25 protein-coding genes are annotated in these 21,701 nt (G+C 67.6%); 11 read left to right on the top strand and 14 right to left on the bottom strand.

Going from position 1 to position 21,701, the window contains the following annotated elements; translation table 11 throughout:
- Positions 1 to 25: 25 nt before the first annotated feature.
- The 3 genes from WEB29_09405 to WEB29_09395 form a co-directional block, all read right to left on the bottom strand.
- Positions 26 to 1,003 (bottom strand): M15 family metallopeptidase, encoded by a 978-nt coding sequence (locus WEB29_09405; GenBank protein ID MEX2137144.1) that lies wholly within the window; start codon positions 1,001 to 1,003, stop codon positions 26 to 28.
- A 58-nt stretch (positions 1,004 to 1,061) separates the two neighbouring features.
- Positions 1,062 to 2,123 (bottom strand): HoxN/HupN/NixA family nickel/cobalt transporter, encoded by a 1,062-nt coding sequence (locus tag WEB29_09400; GenBank protein ID MEX2137143.1) that lies wholly within the window; start codon positions 2,121 to 2,123, stop codon positions 1,062 to 1,064.
- An 83-nt stretch (positions 2,124 to 2,206) separates the two neighbouring features.
- Positions 2,207 to 3,202 carry a hypothetical protein gene (locus WEB29_09395; GenBank protein ID MEX2137142.1) on the bottom strand — a complete coding sequence of 332 codons (996 nt, stop codon included), beginning with the start codon at positions 3,200 to 3,202 and terminating at the stop codon, positions 2,207 to 2,209.
- Positions 3,203 to 3,302: 100 nt separating this feature from the next.
- On the opposite strand from WEB29_09395, the gene ccmA reads away from it, so the two are divergent.
- The 9 genes from ccmA to ccmI are packed head-to-tail and all read left to right on the top strand — an operon-like array spanning position 3,303 to position 9,969.
- Positions 3,303 to 4,082: a heme ABC exporter ATP-binding protein CcmA gene (gene ccmA, locus WEB29_09390; protein MEX2137141.1), complete on the top strand. Its 780-nt coding sequence runs from the start codon at positions 3,303 to 3,305 to the stop codon at positions 4,080 to 4,082.
- Entirely contained in the window at positions 4,079 to 4,768 is a 690-nt protein-coding gene (locus WEB29_09385) for a heme exporter protein CcmB (GenBank protein ID MEX2137140.1), read from the top strand. Before ccmA ends, WEB29_09385 begins: the two co-directional genes overlap by 4 nt.
- Positions 4,768 to 5,505, top strand: a complete 738-nt coding sequence (gene ccsA / locus WEB29_09380; protein ID MEX2137139.1) for a cytochrome c biogenesis protein CcsA — start codon at positions 4,768 to 4,770, stop codon at positions 5,503 to 5,505. Before WEB29_09385 ends, ccsA begins: the two co-directional genes overlap by 1 nt.
- The gene (locus WEB29_09375) at positions 5,502 to 5,642 is read left to right on the top strand and encodes a hypothetical protein (GenBank protein MEX2137138.1); all 141 of its coding nucleotides are present in this window, start codon (positions 5,502 to 5,504) and stop codon (positions 5,640 to 5,642) included. Before ccsA ends, WEB29_09375 begins: the two co-directional genes overlap by 4 nt.
- A complete protein-coding gene (locus WEB29_09370; protein MEX2137137.1) occupies positions 5,639 to 6,100 on the top strand; it encodes a cytochrome c maturation protein CcmE in 462 nt (153 codons plus the stop codon). The genes WEB29_09375 and WEB29_09370 overlap by 4 nt, the downstream gene beginning before the upstream one ends.
- Entirely contained in the window at positions 6,097 to 8,079 is a 1,983-nt protein-coding gene (locus WEB29_09365; GenBank protein MEX2137136.1) for a heme lyase CcmF/NrfE family subunit, read from the top strand. Before WEB29_09370 ends, WEB29_09365 begins: the two co-directional genes overlap by 4 nt.
- A gap of 3 nt (positions 8,080 to 8,082) precedes the next feature.
- Positions 8,083 to 8,616, top strand: coding sequence for a redoxin family protein (locus WEB29_09360; protein ID MEX2137135.1), 534 nt, complete (start codon positions 8,083 to 8,085; stop codon positions 8,614 to 8,616).
- 8 nt (positions 8,617 to 8,624) lie between these two features.
- Positions 8,625 to 9,074, top strand: coding sequence for a cytochrome c-type biogenesis protein CcmH (locus WEB29_09355; GenBank protein ID MEX2137134.1), 450 nt, complete (start codon positions 8,625 to 8,627; stop codon positions 9,072 to 9,074).
- Positions 9,067 to 9,969 carry a c-type cytochrome biogenesis protein CcmI gene (gene ccmI, locus WEB29_09350; protein ID MEX2137133.1) on the top strand — a complete coding sequence of 301 codons (903 nt, stop codon included), beginning with the start codon at positions 9,067 to 9,069 and terminating at the stop codon, positions 9,967 to 9,969. Before WEB29_09355 ends, ccmI begins: the two co-directional genes overlap by 8 nt.
- Here the strand turns inward: ccmI and WEB29_09345 are convergent.
- From WEB29_09345 to WEB29_09305, 9 genes are all read right to left on the bottom strand, one after another.
- Positions 9,966 to 10,424, bottom strand: coding sequence for a MarR family transcriptional regulator (locus tag WEB29_09345; GenBank protein MEX2137132.1), 459 nt, complete (start codon positions 10,422 to 10,424; stop codon positions 9,966 to 9,968). The genes ccmI and WEB29_09345 overlap by 4 nt on opposite strands.
- Positions 10,425 to 10,443: 19 nt before the next feature.
- Positions 10,444 to 11,511, bottom strand: a complete 1,068-nt coding sequence (locus WEB29_09340; protein MEX2137131.1) for an ATP-binding protein — start codon at positions 11,509 to 11,511, stop codon at positions 10,444 to 10,446.
- Positions 11,501 to 12,208, bottom strand: a complete 708-nt coding sequence (locus WEB29_09335) for a response regulator transcription factor (GenBank protein MEX2137130.1) — start codon at positions 12,206 to 12,208, stop codon at positions 11,501 to 11,503. Before WEB29_09335 ends, WEB29_09340 begins: the two co-directional genes overlap by 11 nt.
- Before the next feature lie 22 nt (positions 12,209 to 12,230).
- Positions 12,231 to 12,938 carry a phosphate signaling complex protein PhoU gene (gene phoU / locus WEB29_09330; protein MEX2137129.1) on the bottom strand — a complete coding sequence of 236 codons (708 nt, stop codon included), beginning with the start codon at positions 12,936 to 12,938 and terminating at the stop codon, positions 12,231 to 12,233.
- Positions 12,939 to 12,948: 10 nt separating this feature from the next.
- Entirely contained in the window at positions 12,949 to 13,794 is an 846-nt protein-coding gene (gene pstB / locus WEB29_09325) for a phosphate ABC transporter ATP-binding protein PstB (protein MEX2137128.1), read from the bottom strand.
- Between the two features lie 79 nt (positions 13,795 to 13,873).
- Positions 13,874 to 14,821 (bottom strand): phosphate ABC transporter permease PstA, encoded by a 948-nt coding sequence (pstA, locus tag WEB29_09320; protein ID MEX2137127.1) that lies wholly within the window; start codon positions 14,819 to 14,821, stop codon positions 13,874 to 13,876.
- A complete protein-coding gene (gene pstC, locus WEB29_09315) occupies positions 14,821 to 15,762 on the bottom strand; it encodes a phosphate ABC transporter permease subunit PstC (protein ID MEX2137126.1) in 942 nt (313 codons plus the stop codon). The genes pstA and pstC overlap by 1 nt, the downstream gene beginning before the upstream one ends.
- A 101-nt stretch (positions 15,763 to 15,863) precedes the next feature.
- Positions 15,864 to 16,901: a substrate-binding domain-containing protein gene (locus WEB29_09310; GenBank protein MEX2137125.1), complete on the bottom strand. Its 1,038-nt coding sequence runs from the start codon at positions 16,899 to 16,901 to the stop codon at positions 15,864 to 15,866.
- 124 nt (positions 16,902 to 17,025) lie between these two features.
- Complete coding sequence (locus WEB29_09305; GenBank protein MEX2137124.1) at positions 17,026 to 17,484, bottom strand: arsenate reductase ArsC; 459 nt, start codon at positions 17,482 to 17,484, stop codon at positions 17,026 to 17,028.
- A gap of 95 nt (positions 17,485 to 17,579) precedes the next feature.
- On the opposite strand from WEB29_09305, the gene WEB29_09300 reads away from it, so the two are divergent.
- Positions 17,580 to 17,942 (top strand): sulfite exporter TauE/SafE family protein, encoded by a 363-nt coding sequence (locus WEB29_09300; GenBank protein MEX2137123.1) that lies wholly within the window; start codon positions 17,580 to 17,582, stop codon positions 17,940 to 17,942.
- Positions 17,943 to 17,952: 10 nt separating this feature from the next.
- On the opposite strand, the gene WEB29_09295 is transcribed toward WEB29_09300, so the two are convergent.
- Both WEB29_09295 and WEB29_09290 read right to left on the bottom strand, forming a co-directional pair.
- On the bottom strand, positions 17,953 to 18,948 hold the full coding sequence (locus WEB29_09295) for an inorganic phosphate transporter (protein ID MEX2137122.1): 996 nt from the start codon (positions 18,946 to 18,948) through the stop codon (positions 17,953 to 17,955).
- Positions 18,945 to 19,562 carry a DUF47 family protein gene (locus tag WEB29_09290; protein ID MEX2137121.1) on the bottom strand — a complete coding sequence of 206 codons (618 nt, stop codon included), beginning with the start codon at positions 19,560 to 19,562 and terminating at the stop codon, positions 18,945 to 18,947. Before WEB29_09290 ends, WEB29_09295 begins: the two co-directional genes overlap by 4 nt.
- A 248-nt stretch (positions 19,563 to 19,810) precedes the next feature.
- Here WEB29_09290 and WEB29_09285 point away from each other — a divergent pair, with 248 nt between their 5' ends.
- Positions 19,811 to 21,628 (top strand): hypothetical protein, encoded by a 1,818-nt coding sequence (locus WEB29_09285; protein ID MEX2137120.1) that lies wholly within the window; start codon positions 19,811 to 19,813, stop codon positions 21,626 to 21,628.
- The last annotated feature ends 73 nt before the right edge of the window (positions 21,629 to 21,701 follow it).

The raw sequence follows: 21,701 nt of genomic DNA, 5'->3' as shown, positions 1-21,701 counted from the left end.
CGCCCCCGTGGAGGGTCAATCGAGGCTAGGTCAGGGTGACGCCCGTTGACTGCCGGATGTAGTAGCCGGCCCAGGCGCCGGTGCTCATGAACAGGTATGGAGTGCCGTAGACGGTCACGCGCTTGCTGGCATATGCCGACGAACCGGTGGCGAGCGCGACCTTCTGCGAGGCGACCACCGCACCGAGCCCGTCGAACTTCACACCAGTGTAGGTGCCGGCCGCGAAGAGCACCTTGTGGGCCGGCGAGTAGGTGTTCGTTACCACCAATGCCGCCGCGGTACCGGACCTCCACAGCCACTCGCGACTGGTCAGCCCTGAGTCGTGGATCTGCTTGGCCTGAACGCGACCGACGTACCGGTAGTGCCACGGCTCGTACGCGTAACAAGAAAGCGCCTGCTTCCCCTTGGGGTAGCTCATGACGAATCCGTATCGCCAGCCGTTGGCGGCCAGCCACTTGCCGGTGGCGGTGGTAGCCCAGTCGGTGTAGTTCCACGGCGCGGAGCCGCCTGAGGATCGGAAGTCGATCGAGGTCCCGAGCTGGTGCTCCGAATGCCCGGCCCTGGCGCTGGTGAGGAGGGCTTGCGAGTAGCCTGCGACGCTCACCCAGTAGGAAAACGTGGAGGCCTGGGTGGCGTATGAGCGGAATGCGCTCTGCACCGCGAGGGGGGCTCCAGCGCCTTTGGCCGCGGTGGCCATCGCCTTGAGGTCCGTGATCACCAGGCTGCGGACGCCGTAGCCGCTGTTGAGTCCCGCGCCACTGGTGCTCACCAGGTCGCCGGGGTAGTACGTGGAGGGGAGCATGTAGGTCGTGTCCAGGAGCGTGGTCCGCCATACGGTGTAGGAGCGCAGCGGCGTCAGCACATCCTTGTAGGCGCAGGCCGGGAGGGTCGCGCCGGCCGCTGCAGTCCAGGGCGGGCTTGTCGCCAGGCTGCCGAACAACACGGCAGTCGCCAGGGCGGCAGTTCCAACGATCGACGCCAGCGGGCGGCTGGTGATGGGCACGTCCGGAGCATAGTGGCGCGGCACCAGCTTCCGATAGGGGTAGGACCCACCTTCGAGGCTAGGCGTCGCTCCCCGGTGTGGTCGTGATCGGCAGGGAGTCGTATCGCTTCCAGCGGTAGATCAGGCTGGAGGCGGTCCAGCTGACCACGAAGATGGCGACGATCCCGAAGCCGATGATCCCGAAATCAAGGTCGCGCGCGAAATCCCAGAGGCCACCGTGCAGCTCGAATCGCTCCGCCACGATCGACATGACCTGGATCCCGCCGATGGCGAAGGCGATCAGCACCGACACCAGGGTGATGTTCAGGTTGTAGTAGAGCTTGCGGATCGGCTTCACGTAGGCCCAGCCGTAGGCCCCCAGCATCATGACCCCGTCGGTTGCGTCGACCAGCGACATGCCGGCCGCGAAGAGGGCGGGCAGGACCAGGATGAAGCCGATCGGCACATGGCTGGCGCCGGAGGTTGCCGCCAGGCCCAGCAGCGCCACCTCGGACGCGGTGTCGAAGCCGAGGCCGAAGAGCACCCCCAGCGGGTACATGTGCCAGCTCTTGCGAATCACGCGCAGCATCGGTCGGAAGAGCCGCGCCAGCAGGCCGCGCTCGTTGAGGAACTCCTCGAGGGTGGCCTCGTTGTAGGCGCCACCGCGCGCCACGCGCCGGAACATGCGGTAGATGTCGATCAGGACGACCAGGTTGATGATGCCGATGAGCAGGAGGAACGCCGCCGACACGCTCGTGCCGATCAGGCTGCCGATCTCCTGCAGGGCGGGGATGTCGATGATCACCGACGCGAAGAGGGCGATCACCACCACCAGCGCCACCACCACGGTCGAGTGCCCGAGCGAGAAGAAGAAGCCCACCGCCACCGGCCGCTGACCGTCCTGCATCAGCTTGCGGGTGGTGTTGTCGATGGCCGCGATGTGGTCCGCGTCGACCGCGTGGCGCAGGCCGAAGGTGTAGGCGAGGAACGCCGTGGGGAGCAGGATCGGGTAGGAGATTGAGGCGTACAGGGCCACGGCCCAGGCAGCGACATTGAAGGCGATGAGGAACGCGTACATCCGGACGATTCGGTTCCGGACCGGGCCGGCCGTCCGCAGGAGACGCAGCGCGCTGTCGACCATCGGTTCCTCCGCGCCGATTCTAGGCGGCGTCAGAGGCTTACTGCAACCTTTTGCAGTAGCAACGTGCTACTCGAGTCGGCGCGTCAGTGGAGGATCGCGTCCAGGGCGGCGCTCAGCTCATCGGGGTATGCCATCCCCTCGAACTTGGCGGCGACCTTGCCTTCGGAATCCACCACGAACACGTACGGCTCGGTGGGAAGGCCCCACTCCACCGCCGCCCGGACCGCTTGTAGTTGACCGGTCACGTCGAGCGCCGGCTGCGGTCGCCCATCGATCAGCTCCAGCAGATACGGCTCGACGTGGAGGAAATTCACCCGCCCGATGTAATCGGGCATCACCTGCTTGACGAGGTCGAGCGCCGGACCGCAGGTGCCGCTCGTGCAGAAGAGCGGCGTGGCAAAGGTGAGCACGAATGGCGTGCCGGCGGCGATCGCATCCTCGACCGACAGCGTGTAGAGGCGTGGGTCTGGATCCTCGTCGGTGGAGATGGCGATGAGCGCCGCCGGATCCGTCGCGGTCAGCGTGTCGGAGGGCGGCGCGTCTGCCCCCACGGCAGGCGTCGCCGTTGACTCCCGCACCGAGAAGATCACGCGAGCCGTGCGATCCGGCCTCCCCGATTCGTGTGCGGTCACCTCCATGCCCCAATCCCCGGCGCGGGCAAAATCGGCGTAGGACGAGTAGATCGCCTTCGCATCGGGGATCAGCCAGCGGAAGATGCCCGTCGTCTCGCTGACGGGCGCTTCCGTGCTGGCAGCCAGGTCATAGAAGCGCTGGTCGACCGTAACCGACGGGGCCGCGAGGGTGCGGCCTGCCTTATCCAGCAGCGTGATCAACACCCGACTGTGGCCAGTCCCCACCTCTTCCGAAACGACGACCGGGATGAAGTCGCTGTTGCCGACGATCGTGCCGCTGCCCGGCCAGCCCGGGTATTGCCCCGCCGCGAATGGCGCGACGCTCGCTGCCGGGCCTGAGCAGGCCACCAGCGCGAGACCGATGGCGGCGAGAGCTGCCCACCCGCGACCGCGGGTTGGCTTCAGCGACCCTTGGTCGACGTCGTTGGCGGTTGATTGGCGAAGCATGCCTCATGATCGCCGATTTCGGTCTGTCGCCTGAGTTGACGGCATCAGGGCCGGGCCGCACACTCAGCCTCCGTCCATCATCCGCCCCGCGCCGTCGAGCATGCCGCAGACCACCATCTACGTCGCGCCCCGGCTCGCCGGGACGCTCGGGACCATTCCCCCGGCGGTCGCAACCGTCGAGCTTGCGCGCCTCTTTGGTCGCAGCGCCGCGCTCGCCGGCGTTTCGCTGACGGTCGAGATGGGCCGAACCGTCGCCGTGCTCGGACCGAACGGGGCGGGCAAGACCACCCTGCTGCGGATCCTGGCCACGGCCATCCACCCCTCGTACGGAACGCTCGCCATCGACGGTATCGATGCCCTGCGTGACGCCGAGCAGGTGCGTGCCCGCGTCGTGTACCTGTCGCACGCCACCGCTCATTACGACGACCTGACCGCCGAGGAGAATCTCCGCTTCGCGGCCACCATGTTCGGCTGGGGGGAGCGGGAGGGTCACGGAGTCGCCGGCGAGGCCCTGGCAACGGTCGGCCTGGAGGCGGTTGCCGCGCAACGCGTGCGGACCTTCTCGGCCGGCATGCGCAAGCGCCTCGCTCTGGCGAGGATCCTTGTCGCGCGGCCCTCGCTGCTCCTGCTGGATGAGCCGCACGCCGCCCTGGACGGTGCAGGGATGGCGCTCGTCGATCAGCTCGTCGGCCTGTGGAAGGAGGCCGGGGTGACGGTGATGGTCGCCTCGCACCAGGCAGATCGCGTGGCCAGCCTGGCCGACGCGACGGTGCGACTCGAGGGCGGGCTGCTGGCTGAGGTGAGCGGCGCAGGCGTCACTGCAGGACCGGTGGGTGGCTCGCCTCGGCCGCGGATGGCCGTCGTCGGGATGGACCGATGAACGACCTGCGGCGGGGCCTGGCGGTGGCGGTGGCGATCGCCCGCAAGGATGCGATCTCCGAGCTGCGCGGCCGCCAGGCGGCCGGCTCGACCCTCTTCTTTGCAGCGCTCGTCCTGCTGCTGTTCGGCTTTGCGCTGGGGCCGGACTCGAAGCGCCTGGCCGATGCGGCGCCCGGCCTCCTGTGGCTGGCGATCGTCTTCGGCGGGCTGCTCACCATGGCGCGCCTGCACCAGCTCGAGGCCGATGACGGCGCCTTCGAGCAGCTCGCCCTGTACCCGGTCGACCGCCGTGCGATCTACGCCGGCAAGGCCCTGGCCGGGGCGGCGGCCATGCTCGTGCTCGGAGGCCTCCTGCTGCCGGTGGTGGCGATCCTGTATGCCATCCCGATCGGTGCGGCCTGGCTCCCGCTCCTCGTTGCCGTGGTGCTGGGCGCCATCGGCTTCGCGGCGATCGGCACCGCCTACGCCGGACTGACGGTTCGCATGCGCGCCCGGGAGGTGATGCTGCCCCTCCTGATGCTGCCGGTCGTGGCACCGCTCCTCCTGGCCGCCGTCAAGGCGACGGCGGCCTCGCTGGGCGGCGACCCGTTGGGGGAGCTGGGATCCTGGCTCCAGCTGCTCGTTGCGTTCGACGTCATCATGCTGGTGGTCGGAGCCGGCACCTACGGCTTCCTGCTGGAGGACTGATGAAGACTCGCATCGTGGGGTTCGTGGCGCTGGCCGCCGTCATCGGGGCAGCCATCAACGGCCTCTTCATCGTGCCCGCCGATCTCAACCAGGGGGATGCCCAGCGGATCATGTACGTGCACGTCGCATCGGCCTGGCTGGCGTACGCCTCGTTCGGCGTCACCGCGCTGGCCGGCCTTGGCTACCTCATCTGGCGCGACATGCGACTCGACGCCCTGGCGCTGGCCGGTGCCGAGGTGGGGGTCATGTTCACGGCATTCGCCATCTGGGGCGGGATGATGTGGGGCCGGCCGGTGTGGGGCGTCTTCTGGCAGTGGGAGGATCCGCGGCTGACGACGACCGCGCTCCTGCTGGCGCTCTACGTGGGCTACCTCCTCCTGCGCCGCCTGACCGATGACCCTGCTCGCCGTGCGGCGCGCGCCGCGGTGGTGGGACTCATTGCGGCGGTGGACATCCCGATCGTCCACTTCAGCGTCATCTGGTGGCGCGGCCTGCACCAGGGCCCGACCATCGGCGACCCGTCAAAGATCCTGAATCCCAGCGCCCCGCTCCTGTTCGTGACGGCTCTGCTGGCCATGCTCGCTGCGTTCACGCTGGTCTGGGCCTATCTCCTCATCCGCCGCTACCAGCTCGCGCGGCTCGATTGGCAGATCGAGGAGGATGTCCGCCGCGGCCTGGTCCTCGCTGCACGCCAGACGGCCCCTGGCACGATAGCCGTCGAGGAGCCCGCGAGATGACCGACGCCGGCTTCGTGATCGCCGCCTACGGCGTGATCCTGGGTGGGATCGCCCTGTACGCCGCCCTCCTTGCCCGCCGGCTGCGCATCGCCCGCGACGCAATGCGGCGCACCGACGACGTCGACGCTCCCAGATGACCCTGGCTCGCCCGGTCCTGCCGCCCCTGCCGCCGCGTGGCCGCCGATGGGGCCTGTTGGCCGGCGTGGCCGTGGTGGTCGGCGTGATCGGCTACCTGGCCTTCAGCAGCGTCGGCAACGCCCTGGTCTATTACCTGACCCCGACCGAGCTGCTGGCCCGCGGCCCGGCGGAGGTAGGCAAGACTGAGCGGCTCGGCGGCCTGGTCAAGGTGGGGAGCATCTCCGGTGAGGCGCCGGACCTGAGCTTCATCCTGACTGATGGGATCACGGAGATCTCGGTCCACGCGGCCGCTGCTCCGACCCGATCGTTCCGCGAGGGGATCGGCGCCGTGGTCGAGGGCGAGCTGCGGGCCGATGGTGTGTTCGAGGCAACCCAGGTGATCGTCAAGCACGACGAGAACTACGTCGCCCCGTCCGCGGGCGGGCTGCCGACGCAGGCCTTCGACCCCGGCTCGTGATCCCGACCCTCGGCCACCTCGTCGTCATCATCGGGCTGGCGGCGACCCTGTATGCCGCCGGAGTCTTCATCCTGGGCGGCCGCAGCGGCGATGCAGCGGCGCTGGCCAGCGCACGTCGCGCCATGTACGCCGCATTCGGACTGGTCGCGTTCGCTTGCGTGGCCATGGTTCTCTCGCTGCTGACCCACGACTTCAGCGTCCTGTACGTGGCGCGCAACAACGCGACCACCACGCCGCCCTTCTACTCAGTCATCTCGCTCTGGGCGGCGCTCGAGGGATCGATCCTGTTCTGGACCCTGCTGGCCAGCGGCTGGGCGAGCCTGGTCCTGTATCGGTATCGCGCCCGCCTGCCGGCCCTGATGCCGTGGGTCGGGGCGACACTGGCGCTTGGCACGGCCTTCTTCTTCGCGGTGATGGCCTGGGCGGGGGACCCATTCGTGCGGGTGACACCCATCGGCCTCGAGGGAAACGGACCGAACGCACTCCTCCAGAACCACCCGTTCATGGGGCTCCACCCGCCGCTCCTGTACCTGGGCTACACCGGAATGGCGATCCCGTTCGCCTTCGGCATGGCGGCCCTCATCACGCGCCGCACCGATGAGGAATGGCTGGCGGTCGTGCGCCGATGGACCCTGGTGCCATGGATCTTCCTCACCGCCGGGATCGTGGCCGGTGCCTGGTGGAGCTACGCCGTCCTGGGCTGGGGCGGCTACTGGGCCTGGGACCCCGTCGAGAACGCCGCCCTGCTGCCGTGGCTGACGGCGACGGCCTTCATCCATTCCAGCATGGTCGCCGAGCGGCGCGGCACGCTCCGTACCTGGACCCACGCACTCGTGATCGCGACCTTCGTGCTGACCCTGGTCGGAACCTTCCTGACGCGTTCCGGGATCGTGAACAGCGTGCACGCCTTCACCACCTCGGGGATCGGGGCGTGGTTCGCCTCCGCGATCCTGGTCACGCTGAGCGTCGCGGTGGGTCTCCTCATCTGGCGCCTCCCCGACCTGCGGGACCGGCGTCCTGCCGGAGGAGTGGTGAGCCGTGAGTCGGCCTTCCTGTTCAACAACGTGCTCTTCCTGGGGATCACCTTCGCCGTCCTGTTCGGCACGCTGTATCCGGTCCTGGTCGAGGCGACCACCGGGGCGAAGGCGAGTGTGGGAGCGCCGTGGTTCAACCGGGTCAACGCGCCGATCTTCGTGGCGCTCCTCTTCCTGGCCGGGGTCGGGCCGGCACTGCCGTGGGGCGGGGCGTCCTGGGCGACCGTGCGGGAGCGCTTCGCCGTCCCGATCCTGTCGGGCGTCGGGGTGGTGGTCGCTGCCTGGGCCATGGGGGTGCGTGACCCGGCGCCGCTCGGGATGCTGGGGCTGGCGACCTTCGTGCTGGTGGTGATGGGCGACGAGGTCGTTCGCGGCGCCCGTTCGCGCGCCCGATCCCGAGGCGAGCCGACGCCCCTTGCCGTGCTCCGCCTGGCGACGCGCAATCGGCGCCGATATGGGGGGTACCTGGCTCACGTCGGGATCTGCGTCATGGCGGTGGCGATCGCGGTCTCGGCCACGCTCAGTTCTGACCGGACCGCCACCCTGGGGCTGGGGGAGAGCCTCTCGATCGGCTCCTACACCCTCACCTACGACAAATTCGTCACCGAGCCGCTCGCCTCGGATCCGCGGGTGATCGAGACGCGCGCCGAGCTGACGGTGTCTGGCCCGCAGGCCGGACCGATCGCCACCTCCCTGCGTGACTACCCGAACTCGTCGACCGCCATCGCCACGCCGGTCGTCCGCACCGCCCTCGACGAGGACCTGTACGTGACGCTCCTCGGCTACAACCCCACGACCCGGGCGGCCACCTTCAGGGTCTTCGTCAATCCGCTGGTGATGTGGATCTGGACCGGCGGCGCGATTGTGGCGCTGGGGGCCCTCTTCGCCATCTGGCCCGACCGGCGACGGGTCGCCGTCGAGGCCGCGCTGGCGGCCGGAACCTGACCGATGCGCCTCCCCTGGCTTCGCTTGCTGTTCGTGCCACTGGTGGTGCTGCCCCTCGCATGGCTCCTCTTCACGGGGCTCGGGCGCGACCCGCGGCTGATCCCCTCGCCGCTGGTCGGCAAGCCCATGCCAGCCTTCGCGGGGAGCACCCTCGAAGGCGACCACTTCTCCTCCGCCGATCTGGCGGGCAAGCCGGCGGTCGTCAACTTCTGGGCCAGCTCCTGCATCCCCGCGTGCGTCGACGAGCACCCGGTCCTGCTGGACCTTGCGGCGCGCTACCGCGGAGAGCTGCAGATGGTCGGGGTGCTCGTCAACGACACGCCCGATGACGCCCGCGGCTTCCTGGCTCGCTACGGAGAGGTCAGCTGGCCGAATGTGCTGAATTCCGACGGCCGCATCACCATCGCCTATGGCGTAACGGGTCCGCCGGAGACCTTCTTCGTCGACGCGCACGGGATCGTGGTCGCCCGCCACTGGGGACCGCTGACGACCGAGGTAGTCGCCACCCAACTCGCCGCGCTCGGGCTCACACCATGAGGCGGCTGGTGCTCCCGGTGGCCGTCGCCGCGCTCCTGGCTTTGGGCGGGCTGGTCGTGCTGGAGCTGGTGCGCCCAGACGCGCCGCCCACCCAGGCCGAGCAGGCGCGGCAGATTGCGGCGGAGCTGCGTTGCCCTGATTGCCAGGCGCTGTCGGTGGCCGAGTCGCAGACGGCAGCGGCGGCCGCCATCAGGCGCCAGATCGCCGAACAGCTGGCGGCCGGTCAGACGCCGGAGCAGATTCGCGGGTATTTCGTGGCCCGCTTTGGCGACTGGATTCTGCTGGCGCCTCCGTCGCCCTTCGCGTGGTGGATCCCGGCTGGGGCGGTCGTCGTAGGCATCGGCGTCTTCGCCTGGTGGTTGCGACGCGACCGAGCAGCGGTCGCGCCGGTCATGCCGGCCCCGAGTCCAGGGCTGCGTGAACAGATCCGCGACGAGGTCGAGCAGCTCGATGCCTGACCTCCTTCAGTGGGTCCTGTTCGCGGCAATCGGACTGGCGGTGGCGGCTGCCATCGCGTGGCCGCTGCTTCGTCCAGGCTCCGGGACGGTCACCTTCGACGCGCAGGCCGAGGCCGAGGCAAGGGCGCTGCGCCACAGCGTCGCGCTAGACGCCCTGCTCGACGTTGAGGCGGATCGTCGAGCCGGCTCGCTCGACGACGCTTCGTACGAGCGTGAGCGCGCCGAGGCCGAGTCGCGAGCGGCGGAGACCCTTGCGCCGGCCGCGGTCGAGGCCTCGCCAGGAGCGGCGCCGCCTCGGCAGGGGCGGGGCATGATCGCTGCGCTCGCGGCTGTGGTTGCGCTGGCCCTGCTGGTCGGCTTCGCGCTTCCTGGATCCTTCGGCCTGGCCGAACGCACCGTCGTGAACCAGCCGCTCGCCGATGCGATGGAGCGGGAGGCTGATCGCCAGGCCGAGATCCAGCGCCTGCTGGCCCTGTTCGAGGCGAACCCGCGCGATGCGCGGGTCGTTTCCGACCTCGCGGATGCCTACCTGGCGGGCGACTCGCCGGACGACCTGCAGCGAGCGGCGGTCGCGCTGCAGATCCTGCTCGCGCTGGAACCGGAGAATCACTCGGCCTATCGACGTCTCATCAACGCCTACCTGGCGACGGCGCACTACGACGATGCCCAGGCGACGACCGATACGTACGCCACTGTCGCCGGTCCCGATGAGCCGGATATCCCCTTCTACCGCGGGGTGATCGCGTTCCGGCGCGGAGACACGCCGACGGCGGTGCGCGAGTTCGATCGGTTTCTTGCTCTGGCGCCGAACGACGGTCGGGCACCGATGGTCAACAGCCTTCGGGCAGAGGCGGCTGGGGAGCTGCCAGGAGCTAGCGGAGCGCCGGGAGGCTAGGCCTCGTCCAGGACGCGGTCGAGGGTGCGCTGGAGGGCGTCGAGCTCGGCGGGAGGGATGCGATCCAGGAAGTGCTCGCCGACGCCACGCAGGTGGGTGGGCGCAGCCCGTCGCAGGCGGGCGTGGCCGGCAGCCGTCAGGGTCGCCCACGAACCACGTCGGTCGGTGGCGCACGAGGTGCGCTCGACCAGTGCATCCGCCTCGAGCCGATCGACCAGGCGTGTCACGCCGCTGCGCGACAGTACCAGGTGGTCCGCCAGCTCGCTCATGCGCAGCTGCCGGTTGGCGGCGCGCGCCAGGATGAGCAGCACCTCGTACTCGCCAAGGCCAAGCGACTGCTCGGCCTGCAGCTCTCGCTCCAGCTGGCGTCGGATCTGGGCATGCGCGACCAGGAAGGAGCGCCAGGTCTCCAGGCGCGGGTCGCGTGGCCCGGGGATCGTGTTCTGTGTGTTCATGGTTGACCCGACAACTATATCAGGCAGGTTCGGCCCGGGGCAGCTCGACCCAGAAGGTCGAGCCATCGCCCTCGACGCTCCGCACGCCGGCCGAGCCGCCGTGCGCCTCGGCGATGTGCCGCACGATGGCCAGCCCCAGTCCGGCACTGCCGCCGCCTGTCGCGTCATCGGACTCCTGGGCCCGGGAGCGGTCGACCTTGTAGAAGCGCTCGAAGATCCGCTGCTGGTGGGCCTCGGAGATCCCGATCCCGTCGTCGGCGACCGTGAACCGCACGCCGCCCTCCGACCGCTCCCAGCCCAGCCGCAGCTCGCCCCCCGGGCGGTTGTACTTGACCGCGTTATGTGCCAGGTTCAGGAGCGCCTGGCCGAGGCGGCCCACATCGGCGTTGACCTTGACTTCCGCGCCCTCTGTCTCGCCTCGCAGACGAACGGCGATGCCACGACGAGCGGCCACCGGCCCGATTCGCTCGGCCACGTCAGCGATCACGGCGCTCGGGTCGACCGGCTCCAGCCGCAGGGTGCTCTCCCCCGACTCGATCATGGACAGGTCCAGCAGCTCCGACACGAGCTGCGCCAGGTGATCCACCTCCCGCTCGATCTGAACGGCGAACTTGCCGGCGGTGGCCGCGTCCTTGACCGCGCCGGCAGAGAGCGTCTCGGCCAGCAGCTTGACGGAGGCCAGCGGCGTGCGCAGCTCGTGGCTGATGTTGGTGACGAAGTCGCGCCGTACGCGTTCCGCACGGCGGAGCGCCGTGATCTCGTGCAGCGCCAGGACGAGGTTTCCGTCGGCGAGCGGGACGGCGTCGACGGCGAATGCACGCCCGCCGCGCGGCCCGAGGTCTGCCTCGCCGAGCGAAGGGGAGCGCTCGCTTGCGGCACGCCGCGCCAGCGCATCAAGCGGCGCTGACCCGAACGCGGCGATCAGGCTCATCCCGACCAGCTCCCTCACCGCGCGCTCGGCAAGCGCCGCGGCACCCGCCCCGACCCGGGTGATGCGCAGCTGGTCATCGACGATCAGCAGAATGTCGCCTGCCGTGCGCTCCAGGAGCGCCGCGAAGGCCGCCGCGGCCAGCGGATCAGTGGACATCTGGGCGGGGTGCGAAGGCGTAACCGACCCCGCGGACGGTCCGGAAGTAGTTGTGCCCGTCGAGCGCGCGCAGCTTCGAGCGCAGCCAGCTGACGTGCACGTCCACGGTCCGGCTGTCGCCCCCGAAGTCGAAGGGCCAGATGCGAGTCAGAAGCTGCTCGCGGGTGAAGATGCGACCCGGATGCCCGGCCAGGTGGGCAAGAAGCTCGAACTCCTTGGTCGTCAGCCGAAGCGGCTCGCCGTTGAATGTCGCCAGGTGCCGGCCCCGGTCGATCACCAAGGCCCCGCTGCGCACCTCGGCCAGCCGCTCGTCCGCCGCAGCCTCGGACCGACGCTGACGGCGCAGCACGGACTCGACCCGGGCGAGCAGCTCCGGGCGGCTGAACGGCTTGGGGATGTAGTCATCGGCTCCGACCTTCAGGCCAACCACCCGGTCGATCTCGCCTCCCTTGGCGGACAGGATCACGACCGGCGTGTCGTTCCCCTCGGCGCGCATCGTGCGCAGCACCTCCAGGCCGCTCATGCCGGGGAGCATCAGGTCGAGCAACATCAGGTCGACGCCGCCGTCGCGCGCCGCGGCAAGCGCCTGCTCGCCATCCACCGCACCGTGGACCTCGTACCCCTCGCGCTCGAGGTTGAAGACGAGCGCCTGGCGCAGGGTGCGATCGTCCTCGACTACCAGGATGCGCCGCTTCACGCCGGACAACGGAACCAGTCGCTCAGGGATTGAGGTCCTCGATCTGTCCGGTCACAAGGAAGACGACGTCCTCGCCGATATTCGTGACTCGGTCGCCAAGGCGCTCGAGGTGATGGGCGGCGAAGAGCATGTGGGTCGCCTGCCGGGCGCGATCCGGAGATCTCTCCATGAGGGCGATGGAGGACTCGTAGACGCTCTTGTACAGGGCATCGAGCTCGTCGTCGCCGGCGCAGACCGCGCGCGCCTGCTCCTCGCTGACGTCAACCAATGCGCGCATGGCGGCGCGCAGCTGGGAGCGGCAGAGGCGCTCCATCTCGGGGATCTGGCGGAAGATCGGCTCCTCCGGCTCCGAGGCCAGCTGCTGAGCGAGCTTGGCGATGCTGGTCGCGTAGTCTCCCATCCGCTCCAGCTCTGCGGCCGCGTGATAGAGCGCGAGCAGCTCTCGGACGTCGCGGGCCACCGGGCCCTGCCGAGCGATCAGCGACGTGATCTCGTGGTTGATGGAGCGCTGCAGTTCGTTGACGGTGGCATCCTCCCAGCGCACCTGGTCCGCGAGATCCACATCCCGCTCGACGAGGGCACGCGCGGCGCGCTCCACGGCTCGCTCGACCAGCGCGCCGAGCCGCAGCACGTTGTCCTTCAGGTCGGCGAGGGCCTGCTCGAAGGTCGGCCGCAGGTGCTCGTGTCCATGGCCGATGCTGACCCCAGCCTGCCCGCTGCCTCGCTCCATGACGCGCCTCCTAGCCGAACCGGCCGGTGATGTAGTCCTCCGTGAGCCGATGCTCAGGTCGAGTGAATATCTTGTCGGTGGTGTCCATCTCGACCAGGTAGCCCGCACGATCGTCCCCCATGGTCAGGAACGCGGTGACGTCACTGGCGCGGGCTGCCTGCTGCATGTTATGGGTCACGATCACAATCGTGTAATTCTGCTTGAGCTCATGCATGAGCTCCTCGATGCGCAGGGTCGCCACCGGGTCGAGGGCGGAGCACGGCTCGTCCATCAGGATGACATCGGGCTCTACCGCGATCGCGCGGGCGATGCACAGGCGCTGCTGCTGCCCACCGGAGAGGTCGGTTCCCGGCGAGCGGAGCTTGTCCTTGACCTCGTCCCAGAGAACGGCCCGCCGCAGGGACTGCTCGACGAGCTCGGCCATATCGCCGCGGAAGCCGGCCACGCGCGGACCGAAGGCGACGTTATCGTAGATCGACTTTGGGAATGGGTTCGGCTTCTGGAAGACCATGCCGATCCGACGCCGAACCTCTACCGGATCGACCCCGTCGCTGTACAGGTCCACGCCGTGATACAGAACCCTGCCTTCGACGCGGGCTCCGTCGACGAGGTCGTTCATGCGGTTGAAACTGCGCAAGAGGGTGCTCTTGCCGCAACCCGACGGACCGATGATGGCCGTGATCTGGTTCCTCGGCACCTGCAGCGAGATCTCGCGCACCGCTCGGAAGGAGCCATAGAAACACGAGAGCGACTGAAGGTCGAAGACGACGTCCTGTGCCGCGAATTCGAGCGTCGCAGCCGTACCGGAACTGGCGGCTGAGAGCCGCTCGATCTCTTTTGCCTCAGGACCTGGCATCACACGTATTGTCGGCCCTGCGCGCTCGTCTTGGTCAAGAGGCGGAACAGCGGTCACTTTGGCCTCCACTGTCACATCGTCACCACTTTCGGGCATATCGGTTTCGCAGGATGATCGCCAAGCCGTTGACGAGCAGGATGGTGACTAGCAACGCCAGGATTCCAGCCGCGCTCAGCTCGATGAACTCGCGCTCCGGCCGCTGGACCCACTGGTAGATCGTGGTTGGTACGGTCGTGTACTTGCCCTGCAGCGTCTCGATGACCCCTTGGTCGCCGGTGCTCAGGAAGCTCACCGCTCCACCGACCATGATCAATGGTGCTGTCTCCCCGAATGCCCGCGCCATGGAGAGGATCGTCCCGGTCAGGATTCCCGGCGCCGCGTAGGGGATCACGTGACTGCGCACCGTCTGCCAACGGGTAGCGCCGACGCCGTAGGCCGCCTCGCGGATACCGGAGGGGACCGCTCGCAGCGCCTCGGAGGTGGTGATGATCACGATCGGGAGGACTACGATGGCCAGTGTCAGACCGCCTGCCAGCACACTGCGCCCCTGAGAATCGGGGCCCACGAATCCGCGGAGCGCCACCACGAAGACGGCGAGGCCCAGCAGCCCGTAGACGATCGACGGGACGCCGGCCAGGTTCCGAATATTCGCGGTGACGAACCTCGTGAAGGTCGTGTCGCGCGCGTACTCCTCGAGATAGATCGCCGCACCAATGCCGATCGGAAAGGCCGTCACCGCCACCAGGAGCATGAGCAGGAGTGATCCAAACAGACCTTGGCCGACTCCCGCCTGCGCAGGATCTCGTGACAGCGGTGAACCGATGAAGTCGAGGCCGCGCTCCAGGTAGACGCCGATGCCCCGGGTCGTGACGTCCACGAGCAGCGTCAGGAGCACGGCGAGCGAGGCGAGGAGCGCCAGCAGCAGCAGGCCCTCGAACAGGCGCCCGCCGACATCCGAGCGTCGGCCGCTGATGCGTTGCCGGACAAGCTCGGCGCTCACTCGGGCGCCCGTCGCGATGTTCGACATCAGTACCTCAACCTCGTACGACGCACGAAGCGCTCACTGAACACGTTGAGCGTCAGCGTGATCCCGAACAGGAGCAGGCCGACGAAGAAGAGGCTCGGATAGGCAAGATCGGCGCCGCGGACCTGATCGGAGCCGGTTGCAAGCGCGGTCATTGCGGCGGTCATGGTCTGTCCCTGGCCGCAGGGATTGAGGCCGAAGAGCGAGCCACCGGTGCCGCCTGCGGCGATCGAGACGATCATGGTCTCCCCGACGGCCCGGCTGAAGCCGACGATTATCGCCGCCACGATTCCGGAGACCGCAGCCGGCAGGACGATCCGAAGGCTCGTCGTGCGCTTTCTGGCGCCGAGCCCGTACGACGCCTCACGGAGCGACCGCGGCACGGCATACATCGCGTCCTCGGCGATGGATGCGATGAGTGGCGTGACCAGGATCCCCACCGCAAGGCCAGCGGCCGCCATGTTGAAGACGGAGGCACCGCTGACGCAAAGCGTCTGGACGATGTTCGGGCTGATCCACTGGAGGGCGAAATAGCCGAGCACGATGCTCGGGACCGCGGCCAGCATCTCCAGGACCGGCTTGAGGTAGGCGCGGGCGCGATGGCCGGCGTATTCGGCCAGGTAGATGGCGGCACCGAGTCCAAGGGGAATGGCAACCACCATCCCGATGCCGGCGATCACGAGCGTCCCGGCAAGGATGGTGCCGATGTCGTACATCCCGCGCCGTGGGAACCAGCCGCCGGACCAGAGGGCCGGCAGCTCCACCTTGCTGATGAAGTTCCATGCCTCTCCGATGAGCGCCAGGAAGATCAGGGCGGTGACAACGACGGAGAGCGCCGCCATCCCCAGGAAGACCAGTCGGATCGCACCCTCGGTTCGTCGGTGCCGCTGTGAGCCCTGCAGATCCGCGATGCTCAGGTGGGGGGGTGCGGTGGGTGACGCCATCGAATTCAGAGTCTATCGGTCAACGTGGGAGCGGATGCCGTTCCTCGAGCTTGTGAGCCGGACGAGCGAACCCCGTCCGGCATCACGAGACGGCCGCCTGTTCAGCTGCCGTAATGGGCGCCCGTCGTCCGCGCCTCCCACGTGTCAACGGTCGCCTGCCAATCCTCATCGGGGATGTCGACGTACCTGACCTCGCTGACCGAGGCCCGGCCCTCGTCGGACAGGTAGAAGTCGACAAACGCGGCGAGTGCGTCGTTTTCCTCAGCGACCGCGGCATTCACGTAGATGAAGAGAGGGCGCGCGATTGGGTAATCACCGGAGGCGATCGTCTCGATTGTCGGCTCGATGCAGCCATCACCCGCGTCGATCGCAAGCGGTTTCACGGAATCGAGGTTCTCCTCCACGTAGGCGAAGCCGACCCAGCCCAGGGTCGTCGGCGAATCCGCCGTGCCCGCCACGCCCTGGATGATGGCGTTGTCATCACCCGAGGACTGGTAGCCGATGCGGGTAGTGATGTCCTCCATGCCGAGGGCTGCTCCCACGGGACCAACCACCAGCTCGACGAAGGAGTCGAACGTGCCCGACTCCTCTCCCGGCGCCGTCACGAAGAGCGGTGCATCGAGATAGGGAGTGTGGATATCCCCGAAGGTGCCATCGGTGGCATCCGCCGTCGCCTGCGCCAGGTCGTTGTAGTCAGACCAAGGCGAGCCGTTCTCGCCCTCGTTCTCGGGCCCAAGGAGCGCCCACAGATCGGTGAAGCTCAGGCATTCCACCTGGTCGTTGAGTGCCGACGTGATGACGGAGAGGCCGTCGATGGCGATGTACAGCTCGATGAACTCGATGCCGTTCTCCGTGCAGGTTGCGATCTCCGCCTCCTTGATGGCGCGCGACGCGTCCTGCACGTCGCTTTCGCCTGCGCAGAAGAGCGCGAAGCCGTCGCTCGTGCCGGGCCCCTCGACCGAGATGTCAACGTTCGGCTGCGTGGCGGCGAACTTCTCAGCGTTCGCAAGCGAGATCGGCTCGACCGTTGACGATCCAGACACGAAGAGAGAGCCGGTCAGGGTGGAGGCAGAGGCGTCGGGCGATTCGGTGTTCGAGCAGGCCGCCAGGATGACGGCTCCGGCCAGGATTCCAGCCAAGGCGGGCCGGACTAGTGTGGGATGGGTCAACGGGATTCCTCCAAATCAATGGACATGGGTTCGATTGGAGGATCCGGGGTCGGCTTTAACCGATCCTTATCGATACATCAAGGCCATGTGAAATCTAGGGCAGCACCGTCGGGTGCGGCACCGGGAGCTCGGGGCGCCCGCCCGCGAGGATGAACAGGCGCAGTCGATTCCTGATCAGATCGCGTGCGCGCCGGAATGCTGCCAGCCGGTCGTCCGGCGTCCCTTCGGCCAGCGAGGGATCCTCGATGGACCAATGCGCGACCTCCTGGACGCCCGGGAGGACGGGGCAGTTCTTCTGTGCGTCGTCGCAGACGGTGATGAACCACTCGAAGCCCTGGCCGCGAAACTCGTCGATCGTCTTCGAGCGCTGCCCGCTGATGTCGATGCCGATCTCATTCATGACCTGGATCGTCTCCGGCCGGATGCCCGCGGCCTCGGTGCCTGCGCTGAACGCCTCGAAGGTGTCGCCGCCGAACTCGCGCAGCATCGCCTCCGCCATCTGTGACCGAGCGCTGTTGTGCGTGCACATGAAGATGACCCGTCGCTTCTCCATGGCGGTGACCCTACTCGCTGAAGATCAAGCGTGGGTCAAGGCCTAGACTCAAAATCTCGCCGGGCGCGCCTGAAAACGAAAATGTGGAGGTTGGATTGGCTCAACTGCTGGTCGTCGGCGGCATCGGCCTGTTCGCTGGTGTCCTGTCTGGTCTCTTCGGAATCGGCGGTGGAATCGTCATCGTGCCGCTGCTGGTCCTGGTCGTCGGGCTGACCACCACTCAGGCGGCCGGAACCTCGCTGGCCGCACTGCTCCTCCCGGTCGGTGCGCTCGGCGCGCTGGAGTATTGGCGCGGCGGATTCGTCGACCTTGGCCTCGCAGCAGTCCTGGCGGTCGGTCTGCTGCTGGGTGCCTATCTCGGAGCGCGGCTCGGCATCTCGCTGCCGGTGGAGGTCGTGCAGCGCGGCTTCGGGGTACTGCTGGTGATCGTGGGGATCCGCTTCATCTTCTTCAGCTGACGCGGCTCGATCAGCCAAGGATCGGGTGCAGCACCCAGTAGGCGAGGGCGGCGACCAGCCCGGACGCCGGCAGGGTGAGCACCCAGGCGATCCCGATCCGACGCGCCACGCCCCAGTGCACGGTGCGGAATCGGTCTGACGACCCTACCCCCAGGATGGCGCTCGAAATCACGTGCGTGGTGCTCACCGGCATACCGAGCGTCGAAGCGCCGAGGATGATGGTGGCTGCCGTCGTCTCCGCCGCGAAGCCGTGCACCGGGTCGAGCTTCACGACCTTCGTGCCCATGGTGCGAATGATCCGCCAGCCTCCCGCCGCAGTCCCCAGCGAGATGGCGCCTGCCGCCAGGATGATCACCCAGAGGGGCACCTTGAACTCGGTCAGGACCCCCGCCGACACCAGTGCCAGGGTCATAACCCCCATCGTCTTCTGGGCATCGTTGCTGCCATGGCTGAACGCCATGAAGGCGGCCGACACAACCTGCATTCGTCGAAACCGGTCGTTCATGGACTTGGGGTGCGCGCGTCTGAACAGGTTGAAGATGACAACCATCAGGCCGAAGCCGATGGCGAAGCCGACGATCGGTGACCCGACGAGCGGCAGGATCACCTTGCCCAAGATGCCCCCGATCTGCCAGGCGCCGAACCCGACTGCCGCGGCGCTGGCACCCAGCAGGCCCCCGATCAGCGCATGGCTGCTGGACGACGGGATGCCCAATCGCCACGTCAGCAGGTTCCAGACGATAGCGCCCACCAGGGCCGCCGCAACCACCAGCCCTCCCTCGGCCTGTGGCGCAATCAGGCCGGCCCCGATCGTCTTGGCCACCGCGGTCCCCGTCAGCGCCCCGACGAAGTTGGCGCTGGCGCTCATACCGATGGCCAGCCGCGGGCTCAGGGCGCGGGTGCTGACCGAGGTAGCGATCGCGTTGGCGGTGTCGTGGAAGCCGTTGATGTAGTCGAACAAGACTGCCAGGCCAAGCACCGCGATCAGGAGCGGTGAAGCCCTCAGGCATGCTTGACGACGATCCGCTCGATCACGTTGGCAGCATCTTCGGCGGAGTCGATCGCCTCCTCGAGCAGCGCGTAGACGTCCTTCCACTTGATGACGTCCATCGGCTCATGGCCTTGCTTGAAGAGCTCGGCGACCGCTTGCCGAGCGATCCGATCGCCCTCGTTCTCGAGCCGATGGATCTCGATCCAGAACGGCTCCACCCCCTTGAAATGACGGAGCTTGGCGAGCCCGTCGGCGAGCTGCTCGCACTGGCGCACGATGATCTCCGCCTGTTGGATGGCGGCCGGTGTGGGGGCGTCGATGTTGTAGAGGATGCAGGTGTCAGCGACCTCCTCGATCAGGTCGAGGATGTCGTCGAGCCGGCTGATCAGGGCGTGGATGTCCTCCCGGTCGAAGGGCGTGACGAACGTCGATTCCAGCCTGCGCCCGATCTCGTGGCTCATCTGGTCACCGGCATGCTCCACATCGAGCAACTGGCTCGCCAGCCGCTCCCGATCGTCGTAGTCGCGGAAGAACTGCTCGAGGAGCCGGGCCGCCCCGAGCACGTTGCGGGCGTCCTCCTCGAACATGTCGAAGAACTTCGTCTCGCGCGGGATGAGTGAGAAACGCATTCGGTCTCCACGTGGCTTGACCGTCGTATCGGACGTGTCACGGTCCGCGCGCAGCGTACTGGTTCCGGGGCTGATTGCGTGGTGCGCCTCGGCACGCTGGCGTGGTGCGCGGCTGCACCGTCAAGGCCCCCCGTCGCTTGCCCCGACCGTCGAGATGGGCGCAGACTGTCACCCTATCCCAGAGCGGCCACCGCCCGCCTCTTGCGGACAGCCGGATGGTCCGCCAGCAGCAAAGGAGGAGTCTCTTCATGGCTGCAGCACCCAGTTCAAGGAAACCGCGGATGCGCATGGGCGTCCTTGCAACAGCGGCGCTGATCGTTGCGGCCGGCGCAACGCCCGTCCTCGGCAAGCCGGCGCAAGTCGGCTTCCTGACGAGCCAGGCATCGATGCTGACGGCGACCTCCCCCGGCGGCAAGGTTGTGCCGATCATCACCGTCGGCGACATGATTGGCAGCTATCGGTTCGAATCCATTCCTGACGGCATCTCATTCGTGAAGAACGGCAAGCTGAGCGTCGACTTGTATGTGAACCATGAGACCTCCACCGTTCCCTTCCCACTTGCAAACAATGGCGTCGACTACGTGCCGACGAACAACACCAACGGCAGCCAGAACGACTTCGACAACTCACAGGTGAGCAGGTTGCGGCTCGATCAGAAGAGCATGGGCGTGCTGCCCGGGGCGTCATACGTCATCCCGAGCTCGGCCCTCTTCCAGCGCTTCTGCTCCAACTTCCTGGCCACGTCGGAGCACGGCTTCGACCGTCCCCTGCTCTTGACCAACGAGGAGGGGATCGACTGGGTCAGCAAGACGGCTCCGGCTTTCCCCGCATTTCCGGGTGACGCCGGCGCGCGCCAGATCGGCACGGTCGTCGCGTACGACGTGAATGCGGGCACTTATCAGCCGATCTGGGGCATGGGCCGACTGAATCACGAAAACAGCGTCGCGATCCCTGGCTACGGGCAGCCGGTCGTCCTCACAACCGATGACACATTCACCACGACCCCGTCTCAATCGCAGCTCTACTCGTACATCGCTGACAACGCGAACGGGGTATGGAACGACGCTGGCGAGCTGTGGGCATTCGTATCAGACGATTCGGCGATCACCACCTATGAAGACTTCGTGCCGGGGGAAACAGACTCGATCACCGGCCACTTCATTCAGGTGCCGAAGCTGATAGCGACAGGTCGCGATCCGGTTGATGGCAGCGAGCTGATGGCGGCCGACGTCCCTGCATCCCTCGGCGGTCCCTATCCACCGCCTCCTAACTCTTCGGCATGGCAGCGATTCAACGGGGTGGGGATCGACGGCCCGCAGTGGGTGCTCGAGAAGTGGTCCCAGCTCCACGACGTGTTCGACTTTGTGCGGCTTGAGGACGTCGCCTATGACAAGCGACCGGGCATGTCGAACGTGGTCTACCTCGTCGACTCCGGCCGCGGAACAAACGCGACGCCGGGCGCCGGCGTCTCAACCAATGGTCGAATCTGGGAGATGGTGCTCGACCCGAGTGACCCCACCCAGGTCGATTCGCTCAGGATCCTGATCGAGGGCGACGACCAGCCGGTCAGACACCCCGGCCGGATCCACCAGCCAGACAACATCGAGTCGACGCCGAACGGCCTGTACATCACCGAGGATCCCGGCAGCCAGCAGCAATTCGCGTTCGGCTCGATCTTCCCCGGTTCGGGAACCTTCAACCCGGATGCGACCAACGCGCGCATCTGGCAGTACAGGCTCAACGAGGACAATTTCGGAGAACTTGTCGTGGCCGCCGTGGTCGATCAGTCGGCGGACGAGGGTACAACTGATGTCGATCCGGTGTCCGCGGCCGCCACGCACGGGTTCTGGGAGGCCAGCGGCATCATCGACGTGTCGTCGGTCTTCGGTCCAGGTTCCTTCCTGGTGACGATCCAGTCCCACAGCCTGTGGGTGCAGAGCCAGGACGGTGGTGACGACCTCATCCGGTCTGGTGGCGTCTGGTCTTATGGACAGGACACCTACCCCGACTGGATCAACAAGCGGGAGGGCGGGCAGCTCGTCCTCCTGCGCATCCCGGGAGGCTGATTCCAGAGCTGACCTAGAAAGAGGACCGCCCTGGGAGGGCGGTCCTCTTTCTTGATCGAGCCTCGAACGTTGA

It is taken from the genome of Chloroflexota bacterium (assembly GCA_040902225.1).
GTDB lineage: Bacteria > Chloroflexota > Limnocylindria > QHBO01 > QHBO01 > CF-167.
Note: the sequence above shows the minus strand (reverse complement) of the source record. Positions and strands in the feature narration are given on the sequence as shown.